The sequence below is a fragment of the Pseudomonas sp. LB1P83 genome (assembly GCF_054897885.1).
In genome coordinates, this window is record NZ_CM142709.1 from 4,408,132 (window position 1) to 4,426,429 (window position 18,298).

The following is an 18,298-nucleotide window of genomic DNA, read 5'->3' on the forward strand; positions in this document are numbered from 1 at the left end:
TGTCGAATGTGAAACCGCTATCGCGAGCTGGCTCACTCCTACAGGGGTCGGCGGTGATGACAAAATAGTGATCACACCGTAGATCCAATGTGGGAGCGAGCCTGCTCGCGATGACGGTAAATCAGGCGAAAACCAGCCTCTCTGGTGTATCCACATCCCACAACACCCCGACATCCTCCACTACCACTTCAACCACCCGGCCCTGCGCAAACAATGGCTTGGCCCCATGATCACCCGATAACGCCATCAACCCCGGCCCAAAACTGCGACCGAACCCGACCGGATGCCCGTACTCACCCGCCTGCACCGGCACACTGACGCAATCATCAGCAATCCCCGCCACCACCCGCTCAATACTCGACGGCAAGATAAACGGCATATCCCCCAGCACAATCAACCAGCCACTGAGCTCTGGACACACCGCCACGCCGGCCGCAATGCTATCGCCCATCCCGGTCGACTCGATCAATACAATCTCGCAGCCATATGCTTGAGCCATGCGCTTCACTTGCGGGCGATCTTCGGTGGTCACCAGCACACGCCTCCCAAGGCTTTCCGGCAAATTCACCAGCACCTGTTCGATCACCGAACGAACGGCGCCATCGCGACCGGCACAGTCCGCCAACAGCTTGTCCTTGTCCTCTCCCGCGACCTGCCTGAAACGGCTGCCCTGCCCCGCCGCCAGCACGATGACGCCGATGGACTCACTCATACAACCTCCTGCAACGGTTTCTTCTGCTTCAGTTCGACGCCGTTCTTGATCGCCACAATCTCGGCCAGCAGCGACAAAGCGATTTCCGCCGGACTGTGGCTGCCGATGTGCAAACCGATCGGGCCGTGCAGCCGCTCGATGGCCTGTTGTGACAAGCCTAGCTGAGTCAGGTTTTCCCGACGCTTCTGGCTATTGACCCGCGAACCCAGGGCACCGACGTAAAAAGCCCTGGAATCCAGAGCCGTCAGCAAGGCCATATCATCCAGACGCGGATCGTGGGTCAGGGCGACAATCGCCGTGCGTTCGTCAGTCTGGATACTCAGCACCGCTTCATCCGGCATCCCCGAGACGAAACGGCCGTGCTGCTCTTCCCAACCATAGACGAACTCGCTGCGCGGATCGCAGATCAGCACTTCGAAATCCAGCAGCCGCGCCATCTCGGCGACATACCGGGACAGTTGCCCCGCACCGATCAGCAACAGCCGCCAACGCGGACCGTAGATAGCGCGCAGTGTGTTGCCGTCAAAACTCAGTACGTCGCTTTTGCTCGCCGCGTGCAAAACCACTTCGCCGGTCGCAAGATCCAGCGAGCGAGCCACGATTTCATGGGCCTCGCAGCGCGCCAGCAACTCGGCGACCCACTCTGGATCGCCGACCCGCTCCTCGGTCAGGCGCAACGTGCCGCCGCACGGCAAACCAAACCGTGCGGCCTCCTCACGGGTGACGCCGTAGGTGATCAGCTGCACCGGCGGCCCGTCAGGCGCAATCCGGCCATCGTGTAACCGAGCAATCAGATCATCCTCGACACAGCCACCGGACACCGAGCCGATCACCACGCCATCTTCACGCAACGCCAGCATCGCGCCCGGCGCCCGAGGCGCAGTGCCCCAGGTCTGGACCACGCTGTACAACACCACCCGCTGACCGGCGCGGCGCCATTCCAGCACGCTGCGCAAGACGTTCAGATCCGCGCTGTCCATCAGGACTGCGCCTTCTGCCAACCTTGCAATTGAAAGCGAACCGGCAAGTTGCGGATGCGCTGACCAGTGGCAGCGAAGATCGCGTTACACAACGCCGGCGCAATCGGCGGTACGCCTGGCTCGCCGACACCACCCAACGGCACAACGCCCGGCGGCGTGACCAGATGCACCGCCACTTCCTTCGGTGCCAGCGACATGCGCGCCACTTCGTACATGTGGAAGTTGTCCTGTTGCACCTTGCCGTCCTTGAAGCTGATTTCCCCGACCACCGCATTGCCCAGGCCCATGACACAGGCGCCTTCGAACTGAGCGCGAATCCGCTCGGGGTTGATCTGCGGACCGCAATCCACCGCGATGTCGGCCTTGTGCACGATCAGCGTGCCGTCGTCTTTGACTTCGACCTCGATCACCGCCGCCACATAAGTGACGAAGCTGTAATGCACCGCCAGGCCCAGGCCTCGGCCCTTGGGCATTTCACGCCCCCAACCGGCGGCTTTGGCAGCGGTTTCCAACACCGTGCGCATCCGCCCGGTGTCGATCGGGTAACGCTCGGGGGATTCGCCGTAGTTCCATTCTTCACTCAAGGTACGCGGATCGATCTGGCGGTCCGGGCCGAGCAATTTGATCTGGTACTTGAGCGGGTCTTGCTTGGCCTTGTAAGCCAATTCATCGACAAAGCTCTGAATCGCAAACCCGTGGGGAATATTCGACACCGAGCGATACCAGCCGACCCGGGTATGAATCGCCGCTTCCGGGTTTTCCAGGCGCACGTTGGGAATCGCATAGGCCATGTTGGTGAAGCCCATGCCCAACTCGAAAGCTGCCTCGTGGTTCATGCCCGGGGCGAACAGTGCGGTGATGCTCGGGGCGACGGTGCGGTGCAACCAACCGGAGGGTAGACCGTCCTTGCCCAGGCTGGCCTTCAGGTATTCAGCCGACACGGTGTGGAAGTAGGAACAGTGGATGTCGTCTTCACGGGTCCATTGCACCCGCACTGCCTTGCCAGGGAATTCCTTGGCGAGGATTGCCGCTTCGATGATGAAGTCCGGCTTGGACTTGCGACCGAAACCGCCGCCCAGCAAGGTGACATTGAAGGTGACGTTATCGAATGGAATGCCGAGGCGTTCGCCAATCCGTTCGCGACTGACTTGTGGCGCCTGACTCGGCGCCCAGGCTTCGCACACACCGTCCTTGAAGCGGGCGATGGCGACCATCGGCTCCATTGGCGCCTGCGTCAGGTGCGGCAGGTAATAAGAGGCTTCAAGGGTGCTGTCGGCCCCTTTCATGGCGTCGTCGATGTTGCCGGTATTGCGCACCACTTTACCGGGATTGAGGGACGAGGCTTCCAGCTCTTTGCGGTAGGCGATCGAGTCGTAACTGGCATGAGGGCCGTCATCCCACTCGATTTTCAGCGCCTCGCGGCCCTTGATCGCGGCCCAGGTGTTGCTGGCCACCACGGCCACGCCACCCAATGGCTGGAACTCGGACGGCAGCGGACGGCCTTCGATTTGAATGACTTTGAGCACGCCCGGGACTTTCATTGCGGCGCTGGAATCGACGGATTTAACCTTGCCGCCGTAGACCGCCGGACGCGCAATCACCGCATAGAGCATGCCGTCGAAATGCACATCGGCCCCGTAAATGGCGCGGCCATTGACGATGTCGGCACCGTCGATCGCCTTGCTGCCTTCCTTGCCGATGTAGCGAAATTCCGACGGCTGTTTGAGCCGCAGGCTGTCGCGCGCCGGCACTGCCAGCGCACCCGCAGCGGCGGCCAGCGCACCGTAGCCCAGTTCACGACCGGTCGGTTGGTGAACCACTTTATGCAATTGCGCATGGCACTCGCCGACCGGCACTTTCCACTGCTCGGCAGCCGCCTGTTCAAGCATGGTCCGCGCGGCAGCACCGCAACGGCGCATCGGTTCGTACCAGTGACGCATGCTGCGCGAACCGTCGGTGTCCTGGTTGCCGAAGCGAATTTCGTCACCCGGCGCCTGCTGCACTTTCATCATTGCCCAGTCGGCGTCCAGTTCATCGGCCACCACCATCGTCAGGCTTGTGCGCACACCCTGGCCCATTTCCGAACGGTTGCAGACCACCGTCACCATGCCATCAGCGGCAATACTGATGTAGACCTTGGGATCATCAATCCAGCCATTGGGCATGCCGTCAGCGCCGAACTTTTTCTCTTTTTCTGCGGCGAAAGCGTCTTGCCAGCCCCAACTGGCCACCAGTACCAGCGCACTGGTGGCGCCGACCCCTTTCAGGAAACCACGGCGGCTGAGGTTGCTCAGCGCAAAGTCATTCGGTAACTGGCTCATGCCTTGGCCTCCTTCAGGTGAGTGGATGCCTGGCGGATGGCGGTCTTGATGCGGTTGTAGGTGCCGCAACGGCAAATATTGCCGACCATCGCCTCTTCGATCTGTTCATCACTGGGGTTGGGGTTGGTCTTGAGCAGCGCCGTCGCCGACATGATCTGCCCGCCCTGGCAGAAACCACATTGGGCCACGGCGGTGTCGAGCCAGGCTTGCTGCACGACTTGCCCGACCGGGTCGGCGTGCAGGTTATCGATGGTGGTGACGTTCTGGCCGACTACCGAGCCGATCGGCGTGATGCAACTGCGCGCTGGAGCGCCTTCGATATGAATGGTGCAGGCGCCACACAGGCCCATGCCGCAGCCGAACTTGGTGCCGTTGTAACCGGCCACGTCGCGGATGGCCCAGAGCAGCGGCATGTCCTCGGTGACGTCGAGTTGATGGTCTTGACCATTGAGCTTCAGGGTAATCATGGGCACGCCCGCATATTTGTTGGGTTATGGGGTCGAGCAATCTGCCGCCGAGGGTTGGCGGTTGGCATCACGCAGATCGGCTCAGGCTAATGAGGCTCTCTTATGCGAACGGCAACGTCTGCATCGGGCCTTTGATGGAGCAAATGAATGCATCGTTAGGGGGCTAAGTTAACCCAGCATTAACAAAAAAGCCCTGCACAGTTGTAGGTGTGCAGGGCTCTGAAAATCAGTCAATAAAGCGTAGCTTCAATACTGATTTGGCTCCATTTCCAGGTCGATCGTGAAACGTTCGCAAATGTCTTTCTGAATGTGCTGCGCCAGGTTCAGCAATTGCAGGCCAGTGGCGCTGCCGTAGTTGACCAGCACCAGCGCCTGCAACGTGTGCACGCCGGCATCACCGTCTCGAAAGCCTTTCCAGCCGGCCCGCTCGATCAACCAGCCTGCCGCCAGTTTCATTTGACCATCGGGTTGCGCGTAGGCCACCAGGTCCGGGTATTGGCTTTTCAACTGTGCGACCAGCGCGGCCGGCACCAGAGGGTTCTTGAAAAAGCTGCCGGCATTGCCAAGCACGGCCGGGTCCGGGAGCTTTTCGTTACGAATGCTGCAGATTGCCTCACTGACATCGGTGGCGGTCGGATGATCGATGCCTTGCTCGGTCAGGCGCTGACGCACCGGACCGTATTCCAGGTGCAGGGGCGCGGCACGGTCCAGGGTGAAACGTACGCGCAGGATCAACCAGCGCCCCGGCTCCTGCTTGAACAGGCTGTCGCGATAAGCGAAGTTGCACTGCGCCAACGTGAAGTCGCGCAGCTCGCCGGTCTGACGATCCAGCGCGGTGAGGCCAGCGAACACGTCCTTGATCTCGACGCCATAGGCGCCGATGTTCTGCATCGGCGCCGCACCGACCGTGCCCGGGATCAGGCTGAGGTTCTCCAGCCCCGACAACCCCTGCGCCAGGGTGTGCTGCACAAACGGATGCCAAGGCTCGCCTGCCTCGGCTTCGATCACGACTTTGCTACCGTCGTCGCTGAGAATCCGAATCCCGCGTGTGGCCATGCGCAGCACCAGCGCCTGGATATCTGCGGTCAGCAGCAAGTTGCTGCCACCCCCAATCACCAGCAACGGCACGTCATGGGCCGAAGCATACGCCAGGGCTTCACGCACATCGGCATCACTGTGGGCCTCGGCGAACAACCGGGCCTGGACGTCGACACCAAACGTATTGAACGGCTTGAGCGAAACCTGGGGTTGAACCTGCAAACTCATAACCGTCCCTTCAATTCGATCACCAGCCGATCACTGGCGCGCTCGATCAGGTCCAGCACCTGCTCGAAACCCTGGTCGCCGTCGTAGTACGGGTCCGGCACTTCATCGATTTCCGAATCGTAGCGACGCAGGAACAGGTCCAGCTCGGCCTTGCCCTTGGCCGGTTGCAGGGCTTTGAGGTTGCGCAGGTTGCTGTTGTCCATCGCCAGAATCAGGTCGTAGGTGGCGAAATCGGCGCGGGTCACTTGCTGAGCGCGTTGGGCGGACAGGTCATAACCGCGCAGTCTGGCGGCGGCCTGGCTGCGTTTGTCCGGTGCCTTGCCGACATGCCAGTCACCGGTACCAGCGGAGGCGACTTCGATGTGATCGGCCAGCCCCGCTTCGCGCAATTTATGCCGCAGCACACCTTCGGCCGTCGGAGAACGGCAGATGTTGCCCAGGCACACGAACAGAACGCGCATCAGGCCTCCAGCAGGCGACGAACGCGCTCGAGGTCTTCGACGGTGTCGACGCCGGTGGGCGGCGCGATCAGCGCATCGGCAACGTGAATCCGCACGCCGTGCCACAGGGCACGCAGCTGTTCCAGGGATTCGGTGTTTTCCAGCCAGCACGGGCCCCAGCTGACGAAGTCATGCAGGAAACCGGCGCGGTAGGCATAAATGCCGATGTGGCGGCGATACGGCACACCTTCCGGCAATTGCTCGCAGCTTTTGGCGAATGCGTCCCGGGCCCAGGGCAACGTGGCGCGACTGAAGGTTAGCGCCAGGCCATTGAGGTCGCTGACGACCTTGACCACATTAGGATTGAACAGGGTTTCCACGTCTTCGATCGGCTCGGCCAGGGTGGCCATGCGCGCTTCGGTGTGGGCGGCCAGGTTGGCGGCAACCTGATCGATCACGCTCGGCGGGATCAGCGGTTCGTCACCCTGGACGTTGACCACGATGGCGTCGGCGGCCAGGCCCAGCTTCTCGGCGACTTCAGCCAGACGATCAGTACCGGAATTGTGATCTTCGCGGGTCAACACCACTTCGGCACCGAACGCCTTGCACGCCTCAACGATGCGCGCGTCGTCAGTGGCGACCACCACACGTTCGGCGCTGCTTTTGCTCGCCTGTTCCCAGACGTGCTGGATCATCGGCTTGCCGGCGATCAGCAGCAGCGGCTTGCCCGGCAGACGAGTGGAGGCATACCGCGATGGAATGACAACGGTAAAGGCTGTGGTCATTTATCCAGACGCTCGTCGGTGGTCAGGGTGCGGGCTTCGGTTTCGAGCATCACCGGGATGCCGTCGCGAATCGGGTAAGCCAGGCCGGCGCCTTTGCTGATCAGCTCGGTCTTGTCGGCGCTGAGCTTGAGCGGGCCTTTGGTGACCGGGCAAGCGAGGATATCGAGCAATTTGGTGTCCATGAGCATTCCCTGGATTAGAACGGAGTTAAGGCAAAAGACGAGCCGGCAACAGGCGCATCAGCTGCGTATCGAACCAGGCCACGAAGGCCGGCGATGGTGCAGCATCGACCGCCAGGTACCACCAATCGGCGGCGGCGAAGGCACGGCACTTCACCGCGTCCTTTTCGGTCATCACCAACGGCAATGACGGTGTGAAATTCAAGGCCTGCACGCTGTACTCGGCGTGGTCGGCAAATGCATGCGGCACTGGTCGCCAGTGTAGCGTTTCGAGGGTCGTGAAGAAACGCTGCGGATTGCCGATCCCGGCCACGGCGTGCAGCGCCTGGCCTGCGGGGAAGTGGTCGAGGGGACGACGCTCACCGCTTTGCAGGTTGACCAGTTCGGTGGGTTGCAACTGGAAGGCAAACCCGTCTGCGCGATCATCGGCTGCGCCGTTGTACAACACGGCGTCGACGCTTTGCAGGCGTTCGACCGGTTCGCGCAAGGGGCCGGCCGGCAGGCAGCGTTTGTTGCCCAAGCCTCGGGCGGCGTCGATCAGCACCAGTTCCAGGTCCCGCGCCAAGCGGTAATGCTGCATGCCGTCATCAGACAGGATCAGGTCCAGCGGCTCACTCGCCAGCAACGCTTTGACGGCACGGCTGCGATCCGGGTCGATCATCAAGGGCACGCCGGTGCGCTGGACGATCAACAGCGGCTCGTCGCCGGCAATGTCGGCACTTTGCTCAGCCTCGACGCGCCACGGCAATTGCGGCGGTTTGGCGCCGTAACCCCGGCTGACCACGCCGACCCGCAGGCCGCTGCGCTGACAATGCTGGATCATCCACAGAATCAGCGGTGTCTTGCCGGTGCCGCCGACGGTGATGTTGCCGACCACAATCAGCGGCACGGGCGGCTGATAGATCTCACCCTCGCCCGCCAGAAAACGCTTGCGCTTGTTCATCACCACGCGCCGATACAGCCACTCCAGTGGCTGCAACAGTTTCAGGGCCGGATGCCCCTGGTACCACGCGGCAAGCAAGCGATCGGACATGGCCATCAGGGCGCGGGCGGCGCCGCTTCGACCGTGGTCATGCGCAAGTGGCTGAAACCCAGTTTGCCGGCGGCGTCCATGGCGATGACGACGGATTGATGCTGGGTCTTGCCGTCCGCGCTGATGGACAGCGGCAGGTTGGTGTCGCCGTTGGATTCTTTCTGCAACGCCTCCATCAGGCTGGTCAGGTCATTCTTCGGCAACAATTGATTGTTCACCGAGAACACGCCTTCGGCACTGATGGCCACGTCCAGGTGTTTGACCTGCTGGTCTTCGGCAGGCGAACCGCTGACCGCTTCCGGCAGATCGACGCGCAACTGGGTTTCACGGGTAAATGTAGTGGTGACCACGAAAAACAGCAGCAGGATGAACACCACGTCGATCAGCGACGCGAGGTTGATGTCTACCGTTTCCCGCGGTTTGCGGCGGAATTTCACGCTTTGCCCTCGGCCAGGTCCACATCACGGTCGCCCTGCACCACTTCGACCAGTTTGATCGCTTCCTGCTCCATACCCACCACCAGCTCATCGATCCGGCGTTGCAGGAATCGGTGAAAGAACACTGCCGGGATACCGACCATCAGGCCGGCTGCCGTGGTGATCAGTGCTTTGGAAATACCGCCAGCCAGCACCGCGGCATTGGTACCCATGCCCGTGCCCATGAACGCGCTGAAAATATCGATCATGCCCAGCACCGTGCCCAAAAGGCCCAACAACGGGGCCATCGCAGCGATGGTGCCCAGCGCGTTGATGTAGCGTTCGAGCTCGTGAATCACTCGTGCGGCGGCTTCTTCAATGCACTCTTTCATGATCTCGCGACCATGCTTCGAGTTAGCCAGCCCCGCCGCCAGGATCTCGCCCAACGGTGAGTTGGCGCGCAATTCCTTGAGTTTTTCTTTATTGAGCTGTTTGTCCTTGATCCACACCCAGACCTGCCCGAGCAAATGCTCCGGGGTCACACGGCTGGCTCGCAGGGTCCAGAGACGCTCGGCGGTGATCGCCATGGCCGCGATGGAACTCAAAATGATCGGCAGCATCATCCAGCCGCCGGATTTGACCAATTCCCACACAGTGACAGTCCCCTCGAAAAAGTGCGCCACTCTAACATAGGGGCTGGATGCACCGAAGACTGTGATGTCGCATCCGGTCGGGCTGTCATAACTCGCGGTTATGGGTCGGGCGGTGGCGGATCGCGCCAGAAACGCCGTTCCAGACACATCGTCCACGGCGGCTGGAAGCGCCCCAGTTGCAGACGAATGGCGCCGTGGGTGGCGCTGTCGTAGATCGCCATGCCGCGCTTTTGGTAGCGCGCCACGACCGTTGGATGCGGGTGACCAAAGGAATTACCCTGGCCACGGGAAATCAGCACAGCCTTGGGTTGTAACGCAGCGAGCAGAGCCATCGAAGAAGAACTGCGGCTACCGTGATGCGGCGATTGCAGCCAGTCGGTAGGCACGGCGAGCGGACTGTCGAGCAGTGCCCGTTCGGCAGCGACATCGATGTCACCGCTCAACAGCAATCGCTCGCCATTGGCTTCGATCTGCAAGACACAGGATTTTTGATTGCTGTCCCGGGCTGATGTCCATTGCCAGAGCCGGAAGTTCACACCGTCCCAGGTCCATTGCTGGTCGCTTTCACAGCCCTCGGCGCGCAATTCGGCTGGCAGCGCGTCGGGATCGCCACTTATGACCCGCGTCACCGGCAATCCGTTGGCAACCGCTCGTGCGCCTCCGGCGTGATCGGCGTCGGCGTGGCTGATGAGCATCAGGTCGATCCCGGCCACGCCCAGTTTGCGCAATGACGGCAGGACCACCCGCTCGCCGAGGTCAAAATCACCGAAACGCGGCCCTGTGTCATACAACAGAGTGTGATGACGGGTGCGCACGAGGATGGCCAGGCCTTGGCCGACATCCAGTTGCCAGACTTCGGCGATGCCTTCGGGAAGCAGTGGACGAGGTGGAAAAACCAGCAGCAGCAACAACGGCCAACCCAACGGGCGCAACGGCACACCTTTAGGCAGTAATAGAAGAAAGGCACCCAGCATGCCGAGCGCCCAAATCCACAACGGCACCGCGACCGGCACCCAGGCGGGCAATTGCCCGGCCATTAATGCCAGCCCCTTGAACAACAGGTCGACCAGACCGCCCGCCAACCACAGCAATCCCTCGCCCACATAAGGGACGGGCAACAACAAGGTCCCGAGCAAGGCTGGTGGCAATACCACCAGACTGACCCAGGGCACCGCCAGCAAATTGGCCACCGGCCCGCTGACGCTGATCGGCAACCCGAGTATCAACAGCAATGGGCACAGACCGATCGCGATCAGCCATTGCGCACGGGTCCAGGTTTGCCACCAGCGCCAAGGGCCCAGCCGTCCACCAAAGGTGAAGATCAACACCGCCACCGCTGCGAAGGACAACCAGAACCCCGGCTGCAGGCTCGCCAGCGGGTCGAGCAGTAAAACGCCGTTGAGCGCCAACAACAGCGGCCACCAGGCACCGAGGTGACGAAATCGCAGTCGCCACAACAGCACCAACCCGATCATCACGCAGGCCCGCCGCACCGGCACCTCGAAACCGGCCAGCAGTCCGTAACCTAGCGCCGCAGCAAACGCCAGTCCGCACGCCCATGGCAGCCAGTGCAATCGGCTTGGCCACAGACCATAGCGGGCCAGCCCGGCGATCAGCAGATACACCAGCCCCGCCAGCAGCCCGATGTGCTGCCCGGAAATCACCAGCAGATGCACGGTGCCAGTGTCTTGCAGCACCTGCCAATCCTCGCGACTCAGCCCGGTGCCGTCACCCAATACCAAGGCCGTCAGCGCTCCCGTCCGACCTTGGGCATCTACGGCCTGCAATCGTTGGCGAATGCTGTCGCGCCAGGCCCATTGGGCGGCGGCAAGCCGCTGGCCATCCTTGACCGTACCGGTAGCGCCGATGCGTTGAGCCAGCAGCCAAGCGTCGTAGTCGAAGGCATGCGGATTGAGCAGCCCGGCCGGACGCTTCAGCTTGACCGCCAGGCGCCAGCGTTCGCCGCTGTTGACGGGCGGTCCGTCATACCAGGCGAGACGCAGATGTCGGGGCAGCCGGGTGCTTCGGGACTGACTGTCCGTCAGTTCAAAACGCACGACACCTTCGGCACTCTGCGGCAGCCCCGTCACCCGCCCTTCGACCCAGCGAGTCTCGCCATCGAGCTTCAGCGGCAGGCGATCATCCAGCGCCCACTGCGCACTCGCGCACGCCCAACTGAAGCCGAACAGGAAAAACGCCAACGGGTAAGTCCGAAACGGCAACAACATCAAACCGACAACCGGCAGCAACATCCATAACCAGACCGGCGGTAAAACCGGTAAAAAACGCAGGGCCAGCAGACCCAACGCCAGCGCCATCATCCCTGTGCGCATACGCCCGTCCTTGAGAGTCCCACCCTAGGCATAGCTGGCCGACCGCACACACGCGGTTATTAATTGTCACAAAGTCTGAATGGGCGGTTCATAGAATCCAGACATACTTGCCGCCTTAACCGACCGAGAAGCCTTATGCCCCGGCGCTTATTCAAACGTTACATGCCAGACCCGACCAGCATCAGGGAACACAAATCCTTACGCTTTCTCGGCACCCTGCTGCATGACCCAAACCTCTGGCACCTCAACCGCCACTCGGTCGCAAGGGCCATGGCGGTGGGTCTGTTCGCGGCATTCCTGCCCATTCCATTGCAGATGCTGGTCGCGGCCATTCTTGCGATTGTGGTGCGTGGCAACATGCCCATTGCCGTCAGCCTGGTCTGGCTGACCAACCCGATCACCATGCCAGCGGTGTTCTTCTGCACTTATCAGACGGGGGCGTGGTTGATGGATGTGCCGGCCAGGCATTTGCCGGACGAACTGACCTGGGAATGGATCAGCGGCGAGCTGTCTACGTTGTGGCAGCCGTTTTTGCTGGGTTCAGTGGTGATGGGGCTGGTGCTGGGTGCCCTCGCCTATTGCCTGGTGATGATGTATTGGCGCTGGTGGGTCAGCCGGCAGTGGAAGCGGCGTAAGCAACGCCGGATGCAGTAAATGCAAAACGGCCTCCAATTGGAGGCCGTTTTTTTGTGGTGTCTGGGCTGACGCCTTCGCGGGCAAGCCTCGCTCCTACAGGGTAGAGGTGTGCCAATGTTTGTTGATCGACATCGATCCTGTAGGAGCGAGGCTTGCCCGCGAAGCAGGCGACTCGGTCTTGCTCAGGTACGCATCCCGCGCCCACTGACCAGCAACCGTGCGCAGCCGATGTAAAGCACAACCGTCGCCACCAGCATGAAGGTGATCGCCACGCTGATCTTGATGTCCGAAACGCCAAGAATGCCGTATCGGAAGGCGTTGACCATGTGCAGCACCGGGTTCGCCAGGGACACGGTCTGCCAGAACGGCGGCAGCAAGCTGATCGAGTAGAACACCCCGCCCAAGTACGTCAGCGGTGTCAGCACGAAGGTCGGGATGATCGAGATGTCATCGAAGTTGCGTGCAAACACGGCATTGATGAAGCCCAGCAGCGAGAAGATCGTCGCCGTCAGCACCACCACCAAAATGGTCACGCCCAAGTGATGCACCTGCAAATCGGTGAAAAACAGCGACAGCAGCGTCACGATGACCCCGACCATCAAGCCGCGCAGCACCCCGCCCAAGGTGTAGCCGATCAGAATCGTATGCGGCGAAACCGGCGAGACCATCAATTCTTCGATGGAGCGCTGGAACTTACTGCCGAAGAAACTCGAGACCACGTTGCCGTAAGAGTTGGTGATCACCGACATCATGATCAACCCCGGCACGATGTACTCCATGTAGGTGAAGCCACCCATGCCACCAATCTGCTTACCGATCAGGTTACCGAAGATCACGAAGTACAGAACCATGGTGATGGCCGGCGGCAGCAGGGTCTGCGGCCAGATCCGGGTAAAGCGCTTCACCTCACGGTAAACGATGGTGTTGAGGGCAACGAGGTTGGGTTGCAGCTCGGAACTCATACCGCCACCTTCGACAGATTTTTCTCCACCAGGGACACGAACAACTCCTCGAGGCGATTGGTTTTGTTGCGCAGGCTCAGCACTTCGATGTTCTGCTGCGCCAACTGGGTGAACAGCGCGGTGATGCCCATGGCCTTGTCGACCTGGACTTCAACGGTGTGGCTGTCGAGCAGCTTGGTCGGGTAACCGAGCAACTGCGGTGCGACGTTCAGCGTGTTCTTGAGGTCGAGTAGGAAGGTTTCCACGTGCAGCTGGCCGAGCAGCTGTTTCATGCTGGTGTTCTCGACGATGGTGCCGTGGTCGATGATGCCGATGTTGCGGCACAACTGCTCAGCCTCTTCCAGGTAATGGGTGGTGAGGATGATGGTGATGCCTTTTTGGTTCAGCTCGGTGAGGAAGCTCCACATCGAGCGACGCAGTTCGATGTCCACACCCGCCGTCGGTTCATCGAGGATCAACAGGCGTGGTTCGTGAACCAGTGCGCGGGCGATCATCAGGCGACGCTTCATGCCGCCGGACAACGAACGCGACGGCACATCGCGCTTGTCCCAGAGGCCGAGCTGAGTCAGATACTGCTCGGCGCGTTCCTTGGCGATCTTCGGCGGGATGCCGTAGTAACCGGCCTGGGTCACGACGATGTCGAAGGTTTTTTCGAACTGGTTGAAGTTGAATTCCTGGGGCACCACGCCGATGGAGCGCTTGAGCTGTGCAGGATTCTTGTCCAGGTCGTGACCGAAGATATTCACGGTGCCGCTGGTCTTGTTCACCAGGGTCGAGAGAATGCCGATGGTCGTGGATTTGCCGGCACCGTTAGGGCCGAGCAAGGCGAAAAAGTCACCTTCGGCGACGTCCAGATCGATACCACTCAAGGCCTGGAAACCGTTGCCGTAGGTTTTGGTTAGCTGCCGGATGGACAGAGCGGAACTCATATCGGATTTACGCACCAAGAAGGGAAGAAAGGGATAACTAAGGGCGGGCGGCGAGCAATGCAACCGCGGCGCGTGAGCGCAATGGTGCGTGTCGCTGCCACACAAGTACAGTCAAGTGTGTCGATAGTGAGTATTAAGTCAACGCGGTCATAACGGCTTTTTTATACGCCGGACGCTGTTTCAGTCGTGCGTACCAGGCTTCGAGATGCGGCTGTGGTGCGCGCTCGATCGGCATCTCGAACCAGGCATAAATGAAACTGCCGAGGGGGATGTCGCCCATGCCGATTTCGTCGCCGGACAGGTACGGCTTGGCCGCCAACGCCTGGTCGGCCATCGCCAGCAGGTCATCGCATTCCTTGATCGCGGCCTTGATGGCGGGCCAGTCCTGCTTGTCTTCAGGGGTGCGCAACACGCCCCAGAACACGGTACGGAACGGGCCGGCAAAACTTGAAGTGGTCCAGTCCATCCACTTGTCAGCAGTCGCGCGGGCTTTCATTTCCGCCGGATACCAGGCCGTGCCCTCGGCGTGGCTGGCCATCAGGTAACGCACGATGGCGTTCGATTCCCACAGCACGAAGCCGTCGTCTTCGATCACCGGCACACGGCCATTGGGATTCATCGCACGGTACTGCGGCGTATCGACTACACCGAAGGCGCCGCCCGCATCGATAGCCTCATAGGCCAGACCCAGTTCCTCGGCGGCCCACAACGGTTTTCTGACATTCGACGAATTTTTCCGACCCCAAATCTTCAGCATGACCGCCTCTTTATGGATGAATGCGCAGGCAGCATACGCCGGATCAGACGCGGCTCAAATCACTCTGCATATCCCCCAACTGTGCAGGTAATTTATCGCTGAACAGGTGCGGGTAGCACTTTTCCAGGTGCTCGAAAAAGAACGTTTCGGGCACGTCGGTGAACTGGCCGTGATCGACCAGGTATTCCATCAGCTGCTCGCCGTCGCGGTTGAAGGGATGAAAAACACTGTCGTTGATACCGTCGAACTCCAGCGGCGCCACATTGAACAGCTCACAGAGTTTTTGGTTGAAGGCCGGCGTCGCCTTAACCCAGCGATCGTTCAGAAACAGCTCCGTATAGCCGTGCATGGCGAATACATCGCTCTTGAGCAACTCGAGCAAACGCGGTGTCGACAAGTGATTGCGCACGTCCGCCAGGCCGATGCGGGCCGGGATCCCGCAATGTCGCGCGGCACCGGCCAGGAGCGTGGCCTTGGGCACGCAGTAACTTTCCCCGGTCGCCAATGCATAACTGCCGCGCAAGGTCTGCGGGTCGCGACTGAACGTGTAGGGGTTGTAGCGCACGGCCTCGCGCACCGCGTAATAGAGGTTGATCGCCTGCTCAAGCGGGTCGCGACTGGCGCCCCGATGCTTTTCGGCGAACTCCACCACCGAGGGGTGGTCACTATCGATGAAGCGGCCGGGACTCAGATACTCGTGCATGAGAACAATCTCCTGGGGAAGCCACGAGTCTAGCGACACCTTCAGCACAGAGATAACGACGTTTCGGCCAAACATGGGCGCATTGCCGCGTAGGAAACGAACGATTTCCCTGGCGTGTTGCCAACCCAACCTACAAATCTCATCGATGGTTTCCCACGAATTCAATCACCTCGCTCCGACCACCCTGTTTTGCGGATGCCGTCTAAGCTCTGAAGGTTGGTTTTGCCCTGGTTCACGGAGGATTAAATATGCTGCTGTTGTGGATACTGGTTCTGATTGTCGGGATAGCTTATTTAGCCCACCGTCGTATCGCTCCCCTGCCCGCCCTGTGCATCGTCGCTGTCTATATCGTCGCGATGGGTGCCTTCAGCCACACGCCAGGTTGGCTGCTGCTGGTTTTCTGGGTGTTGATCGCAGCCGTCGCGGCGCCCTTGTTGCTGCCCGACCTGCGCCGTAAATTCTTCAGCGCGCCGCTGTTTAGCTGGTTCCAGAAAACCCTGCCGCCGATGTCGCAGACCGAACGCGATGCGATCGATGCCGGGACCGTGTGGTGGGACGGTGAACTGTTCAGCGGTCGCCCGGACTGGAACAAGCTGCTTTCCTATCCAAAAGCTCAGCTGAGTGAAGAGGAACAGGCCTTTATCGACGGCCCGACCGAAGAACTCTGCGCGATGGTCACCGACTGGCAGATCGGGCAAGACATGGACTTGCCGCCCGAAGCCTGGACTCATATCAAGGAAAATGGCTTCTTTGCGCTGATCATTCCCAAGGAGTTTGGCGGCAAGGGCTTCTCGGCCTATGCCCACTCCCAGGTCGCGATGAAGCTGGCGACCCGCAGCGGCGACCTCGCGTCCACCGTGATGGTCCCCAACTCGCTCGGCCCCGCCGAACTGCTGCTGCATTACGGCACCGACGAACAACGCAACCATTACCTGCCACGACTGGCCCGTGGTGACGACATCCCGTGCTTCGCACTGACCGGTCCGCTGGCCGGCTCCGACGCCGGTGCCATGCCCGACACCGGGGTCATCTGCAAAGGTGAATGGGAAGGCAAGGAAACACTCGGTCTGCGCCTTAACTGGGAAAAGCGTTACATCACGCTGGGCCCGGTAGCCACCCTCCTCGGCCTGGCCTTCAAGGCCTATGACCCGGACCATTTACTGGGTGACAAGGAAGACCTGGGCATCAGCCTGGCGCTGATCCCGACCGACACCGCCGGTGTTGAAATCGGCCGCCGACACCTGCCATTGGGTGCCGCCTTCATGAATGGCCCGAACTCCGGCAAGGACGTATTCGTGCCGCTGGACTTCCTTATCGGCGGCCAGGAAATGCTCGGCAAAGGCTGGATGATGCTGATGAACTGCCTGTCGGTCGGGCGTTCGATCTCCCTGCCTGCGGTCGGCACCGGCGCGGCCAAGTTCACCAGCCTGGTAACCGGCCAGTACGCGCAGGTGCGTGAGCAATTCAACGTGCCACTGTCGGCATTCGAAGGTATTCAGGAAGCCATGGCACGCATCGGTGGCAATGCCTGGATGATGGACGCCGCCCGAATGCTGACCGCCAACGCGGTGGACCTTGGCGAGAAACCGTCGGTGCTGTCGGCGATTCTCAAGTACCACCTCACCGAACGCGGCCGCGAGTGCATCAGCCACGCCATGGATGTTCATGGCGGCAAGGCGATCATCATGGGGCCGAACAACTACCTCGGTCGCAGCTGGAACGGTGCACCCATCTTCATCACCGTGGAAGGCGCGAACATTCTCTCGCGCAACCTGATGATCTTTGGCCAGGGCGCCATTCGCTGCCATCCCTTCGTGTTGAAAGAAATGGCCCTCGCCGGTCGTGAAGACAAGGATCAGGCACTCACCGAGTTCGATGGCCTGCTGCTCAAGCACATCGGTTTTGCCGTGAGCAACGCCGCCAGCACGCTGGTGCTGAACCTTGGCTTTGGACACCTCGAACACGCGCCCGGTAACAAACTCAGCCAGGGTTATTTCCGCGCGCTGAATCGTCAGGCCGCCGCGTTCGCCATGCTCGCCGACCTGAGCATGATGCTGCTGGGGGGTGAACTGAAACGTCGCGAGCGTCTGTCGGCGCGTCTTGGGGATGTGCTCAGCAACATGTACCTCGCCTCTGCCGCACTCAAGCGTTACCACGACCTCGATTCGCCGGAGCACATGGCGCCACTGTTTACCTGGGCCATGGAAGAAAGCCTTGGTCAGTCGGAACGTGCACTGGATGAACTGCTGAGCAACTTCCCGAACAAGGTACTGGGTTGCCTGTTGCGGGTGATCGTGTTCCCGTTCGGCCGTCGCCACAAAGGGCCGTCGGACAAACTCGGTGCTGAAGTCGCCGCGGTGATTGGTCGAGCCAAGGGCGATCCGACGCTCGAAGAACTGCTCGGCGGTTGCTACCGTCCGCAATCGGCGGACGACGCAGTCGGTGCCCTGCAACACGCCTGCAACCTGTTGAACGCGGCGCAGCCGTTGCAGAAAAAACTGCACGTGGCGCTGAAAAGCGGTCAAGTCAAACCAGCCGCCGGGGAACATGTCATCGATGCCGCGCTGGAGGCTGGGGTGTTGCAACCTGGTGAGGCGCAGTCCCTGCGTTACGCGGAAGCGGCGCGGCGCAAGGTGATCGATGTCGATGATTTCGACAAAGATGAACTGGCGCTGGCCGACGGAAAGGTCCGCTGATCCTGTAAAAAGGGGCGCAGGGGCTTTATA

General features: G+C 60.9%; 18 protein-coding genes. 2 read left to right on the plus strand and 16 right to left on the minus strand.

What is annotated here, in order from left to right:
- Positions 1-121: 121 nt before the first annotated feature.
- The 12 genes from ACYZTY_RS20185 to ACYZTY_RS20240 form a co-directional block, all read right to left on the minus strand.
- On the minus strand, positions 122-712 hold the full coding sequence (locus ACYZTY_RS20185) for a nucleotidyltransferase family protein (RefSeq protein WP_461955186.1): 591 nt from the start codon (positions 710-712) through the stop codon (positions 122-124).
- Positions 709-1,692: an XdhC family protein gene (locus ACYZTY_RS20190; protein WP_461955187.1), complete on the minus strand. Its 984-nt coding sequence runs from the start codon at positions 1,690-1,692 to the stop codon at positions 709-711. The genes ACYZTY_RS20185 and ACYZTY_RS20190 overlap by 4 nt, the downstream gene beginning before the upstream one ends.
- A complete protein-coding gene (locus tag ACYZTY_RS20195; protein ID WP_461955188.1) occupies positions 1,692-4,013 on the minus strand; it encodes a xanthine dehydrogenase family protein molybdopterin-binding subunit in 2,322 nt (773 codons plus the stop codon). Before ACYZTY_RS20195 ends, ACYZTY_RS20190 begins: the two co-directional genes overlap by 1 nt.
- A complete protein-coding gene (locus tag ACYZTY_RS20200) occupies positions 4,010-4,480 on the minus strand; it encodes a (2Fe-2S)-binding protein (RefSeq protein WP_008152370.1) in 471 nt (156 codons plus the stop codon). Before ACYZTY_RS20200 ends, ACYZTY_RS20195 begins: the two co-directional genes overlap by 4 nt.
- A 246-nt stretch (positions 4,481-4,726) precedes the next feature.
- Complete coding sequence (gene murB / locus ACYZTY_RS20205; RefSeq protein ID WP_461955189.1) at positions 4,727-5,746, minus strand: UDP-N-acetylmuramate dehydrogenase; 1,020 nt, start codon at positions 5,744-5,746, stop codon at positions 4,727-4,729.
- Positions 5,743-6,207 (minus strand): low molecular weight protein-tyrosine-phosphatase, encoded by a 465-nt coding sequence (locus ACYZTY_RS20210; RefSeq protein WP_461955190.1) that lies wholly within the window; start codon positions 6,205-6,207, stop codon positions 5,743-5,745. The genes murB and ACYZTY_RS20210 overlap by 4 nt, the downstream gene beginning before the upstream one ends.
- On the minus strand, positions 6,207-6,971 hold the full coding sequence (gene kdsB / locus ACYZTY_RS20215) for a 3-deoxy-manno-octulosonate cytidylyltransferase (RefSeq protein WP_461955191.1): 765 nt from the start codon (positions 6,969-6,971) through the stop codon (positions 6,207-6,209). The genes ACYZTY_RS20210 and kdsB overlap by 1 nt, the downstream gene beginning before the upstream one ends.
- On the minus strand, positions 6,968-7,153 hold the full coding sequence (locus tag ACYZTY_RS20220) for a Trm112 family protein (protein ID WP_010461887.1): 186 nt from the start codon (positions 7,151-7,153) through the stop codon (positions 6,968-6,970). Before ACYZTY_RS20220 ends, kdsB begins: the two co-directional genes overlap by 4 nt.
- 25 nt (positions 7,154-7,178) lie before the next feature.
- Entirely contained in the window at positions 7,179-8,189 is a 1,011-nt protein-coding gene (lpxK, locus tag ACYZTY_RS20225) for a tetraacyldisaccharide 4'-kinase (protein ID WP_461955192.1), read from the minus strand.
- Positions 8,189-8,620, minus strand: coding sequence for an ExbD/TolR family protein (locus ACYZTY_RS20230; RefSeq protein ID WP_461955193.1), 432 nt, complete (start codon positions 8,618-8,620; stop codon positions 8,189-8,191). The genes lpxK and ACYZTY_RS20230 overlap by 1 nt, the downstream gene beginning before the upstream one ends.
- Positions 8,617-9,252 (minus strand): MotA/TolQ/ExbB proton channel family protein, encoded by a 636-nt coding sequence (locus ACYZTY_RS20235; RefSeq protein WP_219097121.1) that lies wholly within the window; start codon positions 9,250-9,252, stop codon positions 8,617-8,619. Before ACYZTY_RS20235 ends, ACYZTY_RS20230 begins: the two co-directional genes overlap by 4 nt.
- A gap of 98 nt (positions 9,253-9,350) precedes the next feature.
- Complete coding sequence (locus ACYZTY_RS20240) at positions 9,351-11,585, minus strand: DNA internalization-related competence protein ComEC/Rec2 (RefSeq protein WP_461955194.1); 2,235 nt, start codon at positions 11,583-11,585, stop codon at positions 9,351-9,353.
- A 135-nt stretch (positions 11,586-11,720) separates the two neighbouring features.
- On the opposite strand from ACYZTY_RS20240, the gene ACYZTY_RS20245 reads away from it, so the two are divergent.
- Positions 11,721-12,239, plus strand: a complete 519-nt coding sequence (locus tag ACYZTY_RS20245) for a DUF2062 domain-containing protein (RefSeq protein WP_131062744.1) — start codon at positions 11,721-11,723, stop codon at positions 12,237-12,239.
- Between the two features lie 164 nt (positions 12,240-12,403).
- On the opposite strand, the gene ACYZTY_RS20250 is transcribed toward ACYZTY_RS20245, so the two are convergent.
- The 4 genes from ACYZTY_RS20250 to ACYZTY_RS20265 all read right to left on the minus strand — a co-directional run bounded on the left by ACYZTY_RS20250 (position 12,404) and on the right by ACYZTY_RS20265 (position 15,572).
- Positions 12,404-13,183 carry an ABC transporter permease gene (locus ACYZTY_RS20250; RefSeq protein WP_461955195.1) on the minus strand — a complete coding sequence of 260 codons (780 nt, stop codon included), beginning with the start codon at positions 13,181-13,183 and terminating at the stop codon, positions 12,404-12,406.
- Positions 13,180-14,112, minus strand: a complete 933-nt coding sequence (locus ACYZTY_RS20255; RefSeq protein WP_461955196.1) for an ABC transporter ATP-binding protein — start codon at positions 14,110-14,112, stop codon at positions 13,180-13,182. Before ACYZTY_RS20255 ends, ACYZTY_RS20250 begins: the two co-directional genes overlap by 4 nt.
- A gap of 133 nt (positions 14,113-14,245) precedes the next feature.
- Positions 14,246-14,869 carry a glutathione S-transferase family protein gene (locus ACYZTY_RS20260; RefSeq protein ID WP_461955197.1) on the minus strand — a complete coding sequence of 208 codons (624 nt, stop codon included), beginning with the start codon at positions 14,867-14,869 and terminating at the stop codon, positions 14,246-14,248.
- A 43-nt stretch (positions 14,870-14,912) separates the two neighbouring features.
- On the minus strand, positions 14,913-15,572 hold the full coding sequence (locus tag ACYZTY_RS20265; protein WP_461955198.1) for a transglutaminase-like domain-containing protein: 660 nt from the start codon (positions 15,570-15,572) through the stop codon (positions 14,913-14,915).
- 248 nt (positions 15,573-15,820) lie between these two features.
- Here ACYZTY_RS20265 and ACYZTY_RS20270 point away from each other — a divergent pair, with 248 nt between their 5' ends.
- Complete coding sequence (locus ACYZTY_RS20270) at positions 15,821-18,268, plus strand: acyl-CoA dehydrogenase (protein ID WP_461955199.1); 2,448 nt, start codon at positions 15,821-15,823, stop codon at positions 18,266-18,268.
- The last annotated feature ends 30 nt before the right edge of the window (positions 18,269-18,298 follow it).

Coding starts and splice junctions, on each gene's coding strand:
- ACYZTY_RS20200 (WP_008152370.1), bottom strand. CDS start 4,480: ATGATTACCCTGAAGCTCAATGGTCAAGACCATCAACTCGACGTCACC.
- ACYZTY_RS20245 (WP_131062744.1), top strand. CDS start 11,721: ATGCCCCGGCGCTTATTCAAACGTTACATGCCAGACCCGACCAGCATC.
- lpxK (WP_461955192.1), bottom strand. CDS start 8,189: ATGGCCATGTCCGATCGCTTGCTTGCCGCGTGGTACCAGGGGCATCCG.
- ACYZTY_RS20220 (WP_010461887.1), bottom strand. CDS start 7,153: ATGGACACCAAATTGCTCGATATCCTCGCTTGCCCGGTCACCAAAGGC.
- ACYZTY_RS20210 (WP_461955190.1), bottom strand. CDS start 6,207: ATGCGCGTTCTGTTCGTGTGCCTGGGCAACATCTGCCGTTCTCCGACG.
- kdsB (WP_461955191.1), bottom strand. CDS start 6,971: ATGACCACAGCCTTTACCGTTGTCATTCCATCGCGGTATGCCTCCACT.
- ACYZTY_RS20260 (WP_461955197.1), bottom strand. CDS start 14,869: ATGCTGAAGATTTGGGGTCGGAAAAATTCGTCGAATGTCAGAAAACCG.
- ACYZTY_RS20190 (WP_461955187.1), bottom strand. CDS start 1,692: ATGGACAGCGCGGATCTGAACGTCTTGCGCAGCGTGCTGGAATGGCGC.
- ACYZTY_RS20265 (WP_461955198.1), bottom strand. CDS start 15,572: ATGCACGAGTATCTGAGTCCCGGCCGCTTCATCGATAGTGACCACCCC.
- ACYZTY_RS20270 (WP_461955199.1), top strand. CDS start 15,821: ATGCTGCTGTTGTGGATACTGGTTCTGATTGTCGGGATAGCTTATTTA.
- ACYZTY_RS20255 (WP_461955196.1), bottom strand. CDS start 14,112: ATGAGTTCCGCTCTGTCCATCCGGCAGCTAACCAAAACCTACGGCAAC.
- murB (WP_461955189.1), bottom strand. CDS start 5,746: ATGAGTTTGCAGGTTCAACCCCAGGTTTCGCTCAAGCCGTTCAATACG.
- ACYZTY_RS20185 (WP_461955186.1), bottom strand. CDS start 712: ATGAGTGAGTCCATCGGCGTCATCGTGCTGGCGGCGGGGCAGGGCAGC.
- ACYZTY_RS20195 (WP_461955188.1), bottom strand. CDS start 4,013: ATGAGCCAGTTACCGAATGACTTTGCGCTGAGCAACCTCAGCCGCCGT.
- ACYZTY_RS20250 (WP_461955195.1), bottom strand. CDS start 13,183: ATGAGTTCCGAGCTGCAACCCAACCTCGTTGCCCTCAACACCATCGTT.
- ACYZTY_RS20240 (WP_461955194.1), bottom strand. CDS start 11,585: ATGCGCACAGGGATGATGGCGCTGGCGTTGGGTCTGCTGGCCCTGCGT.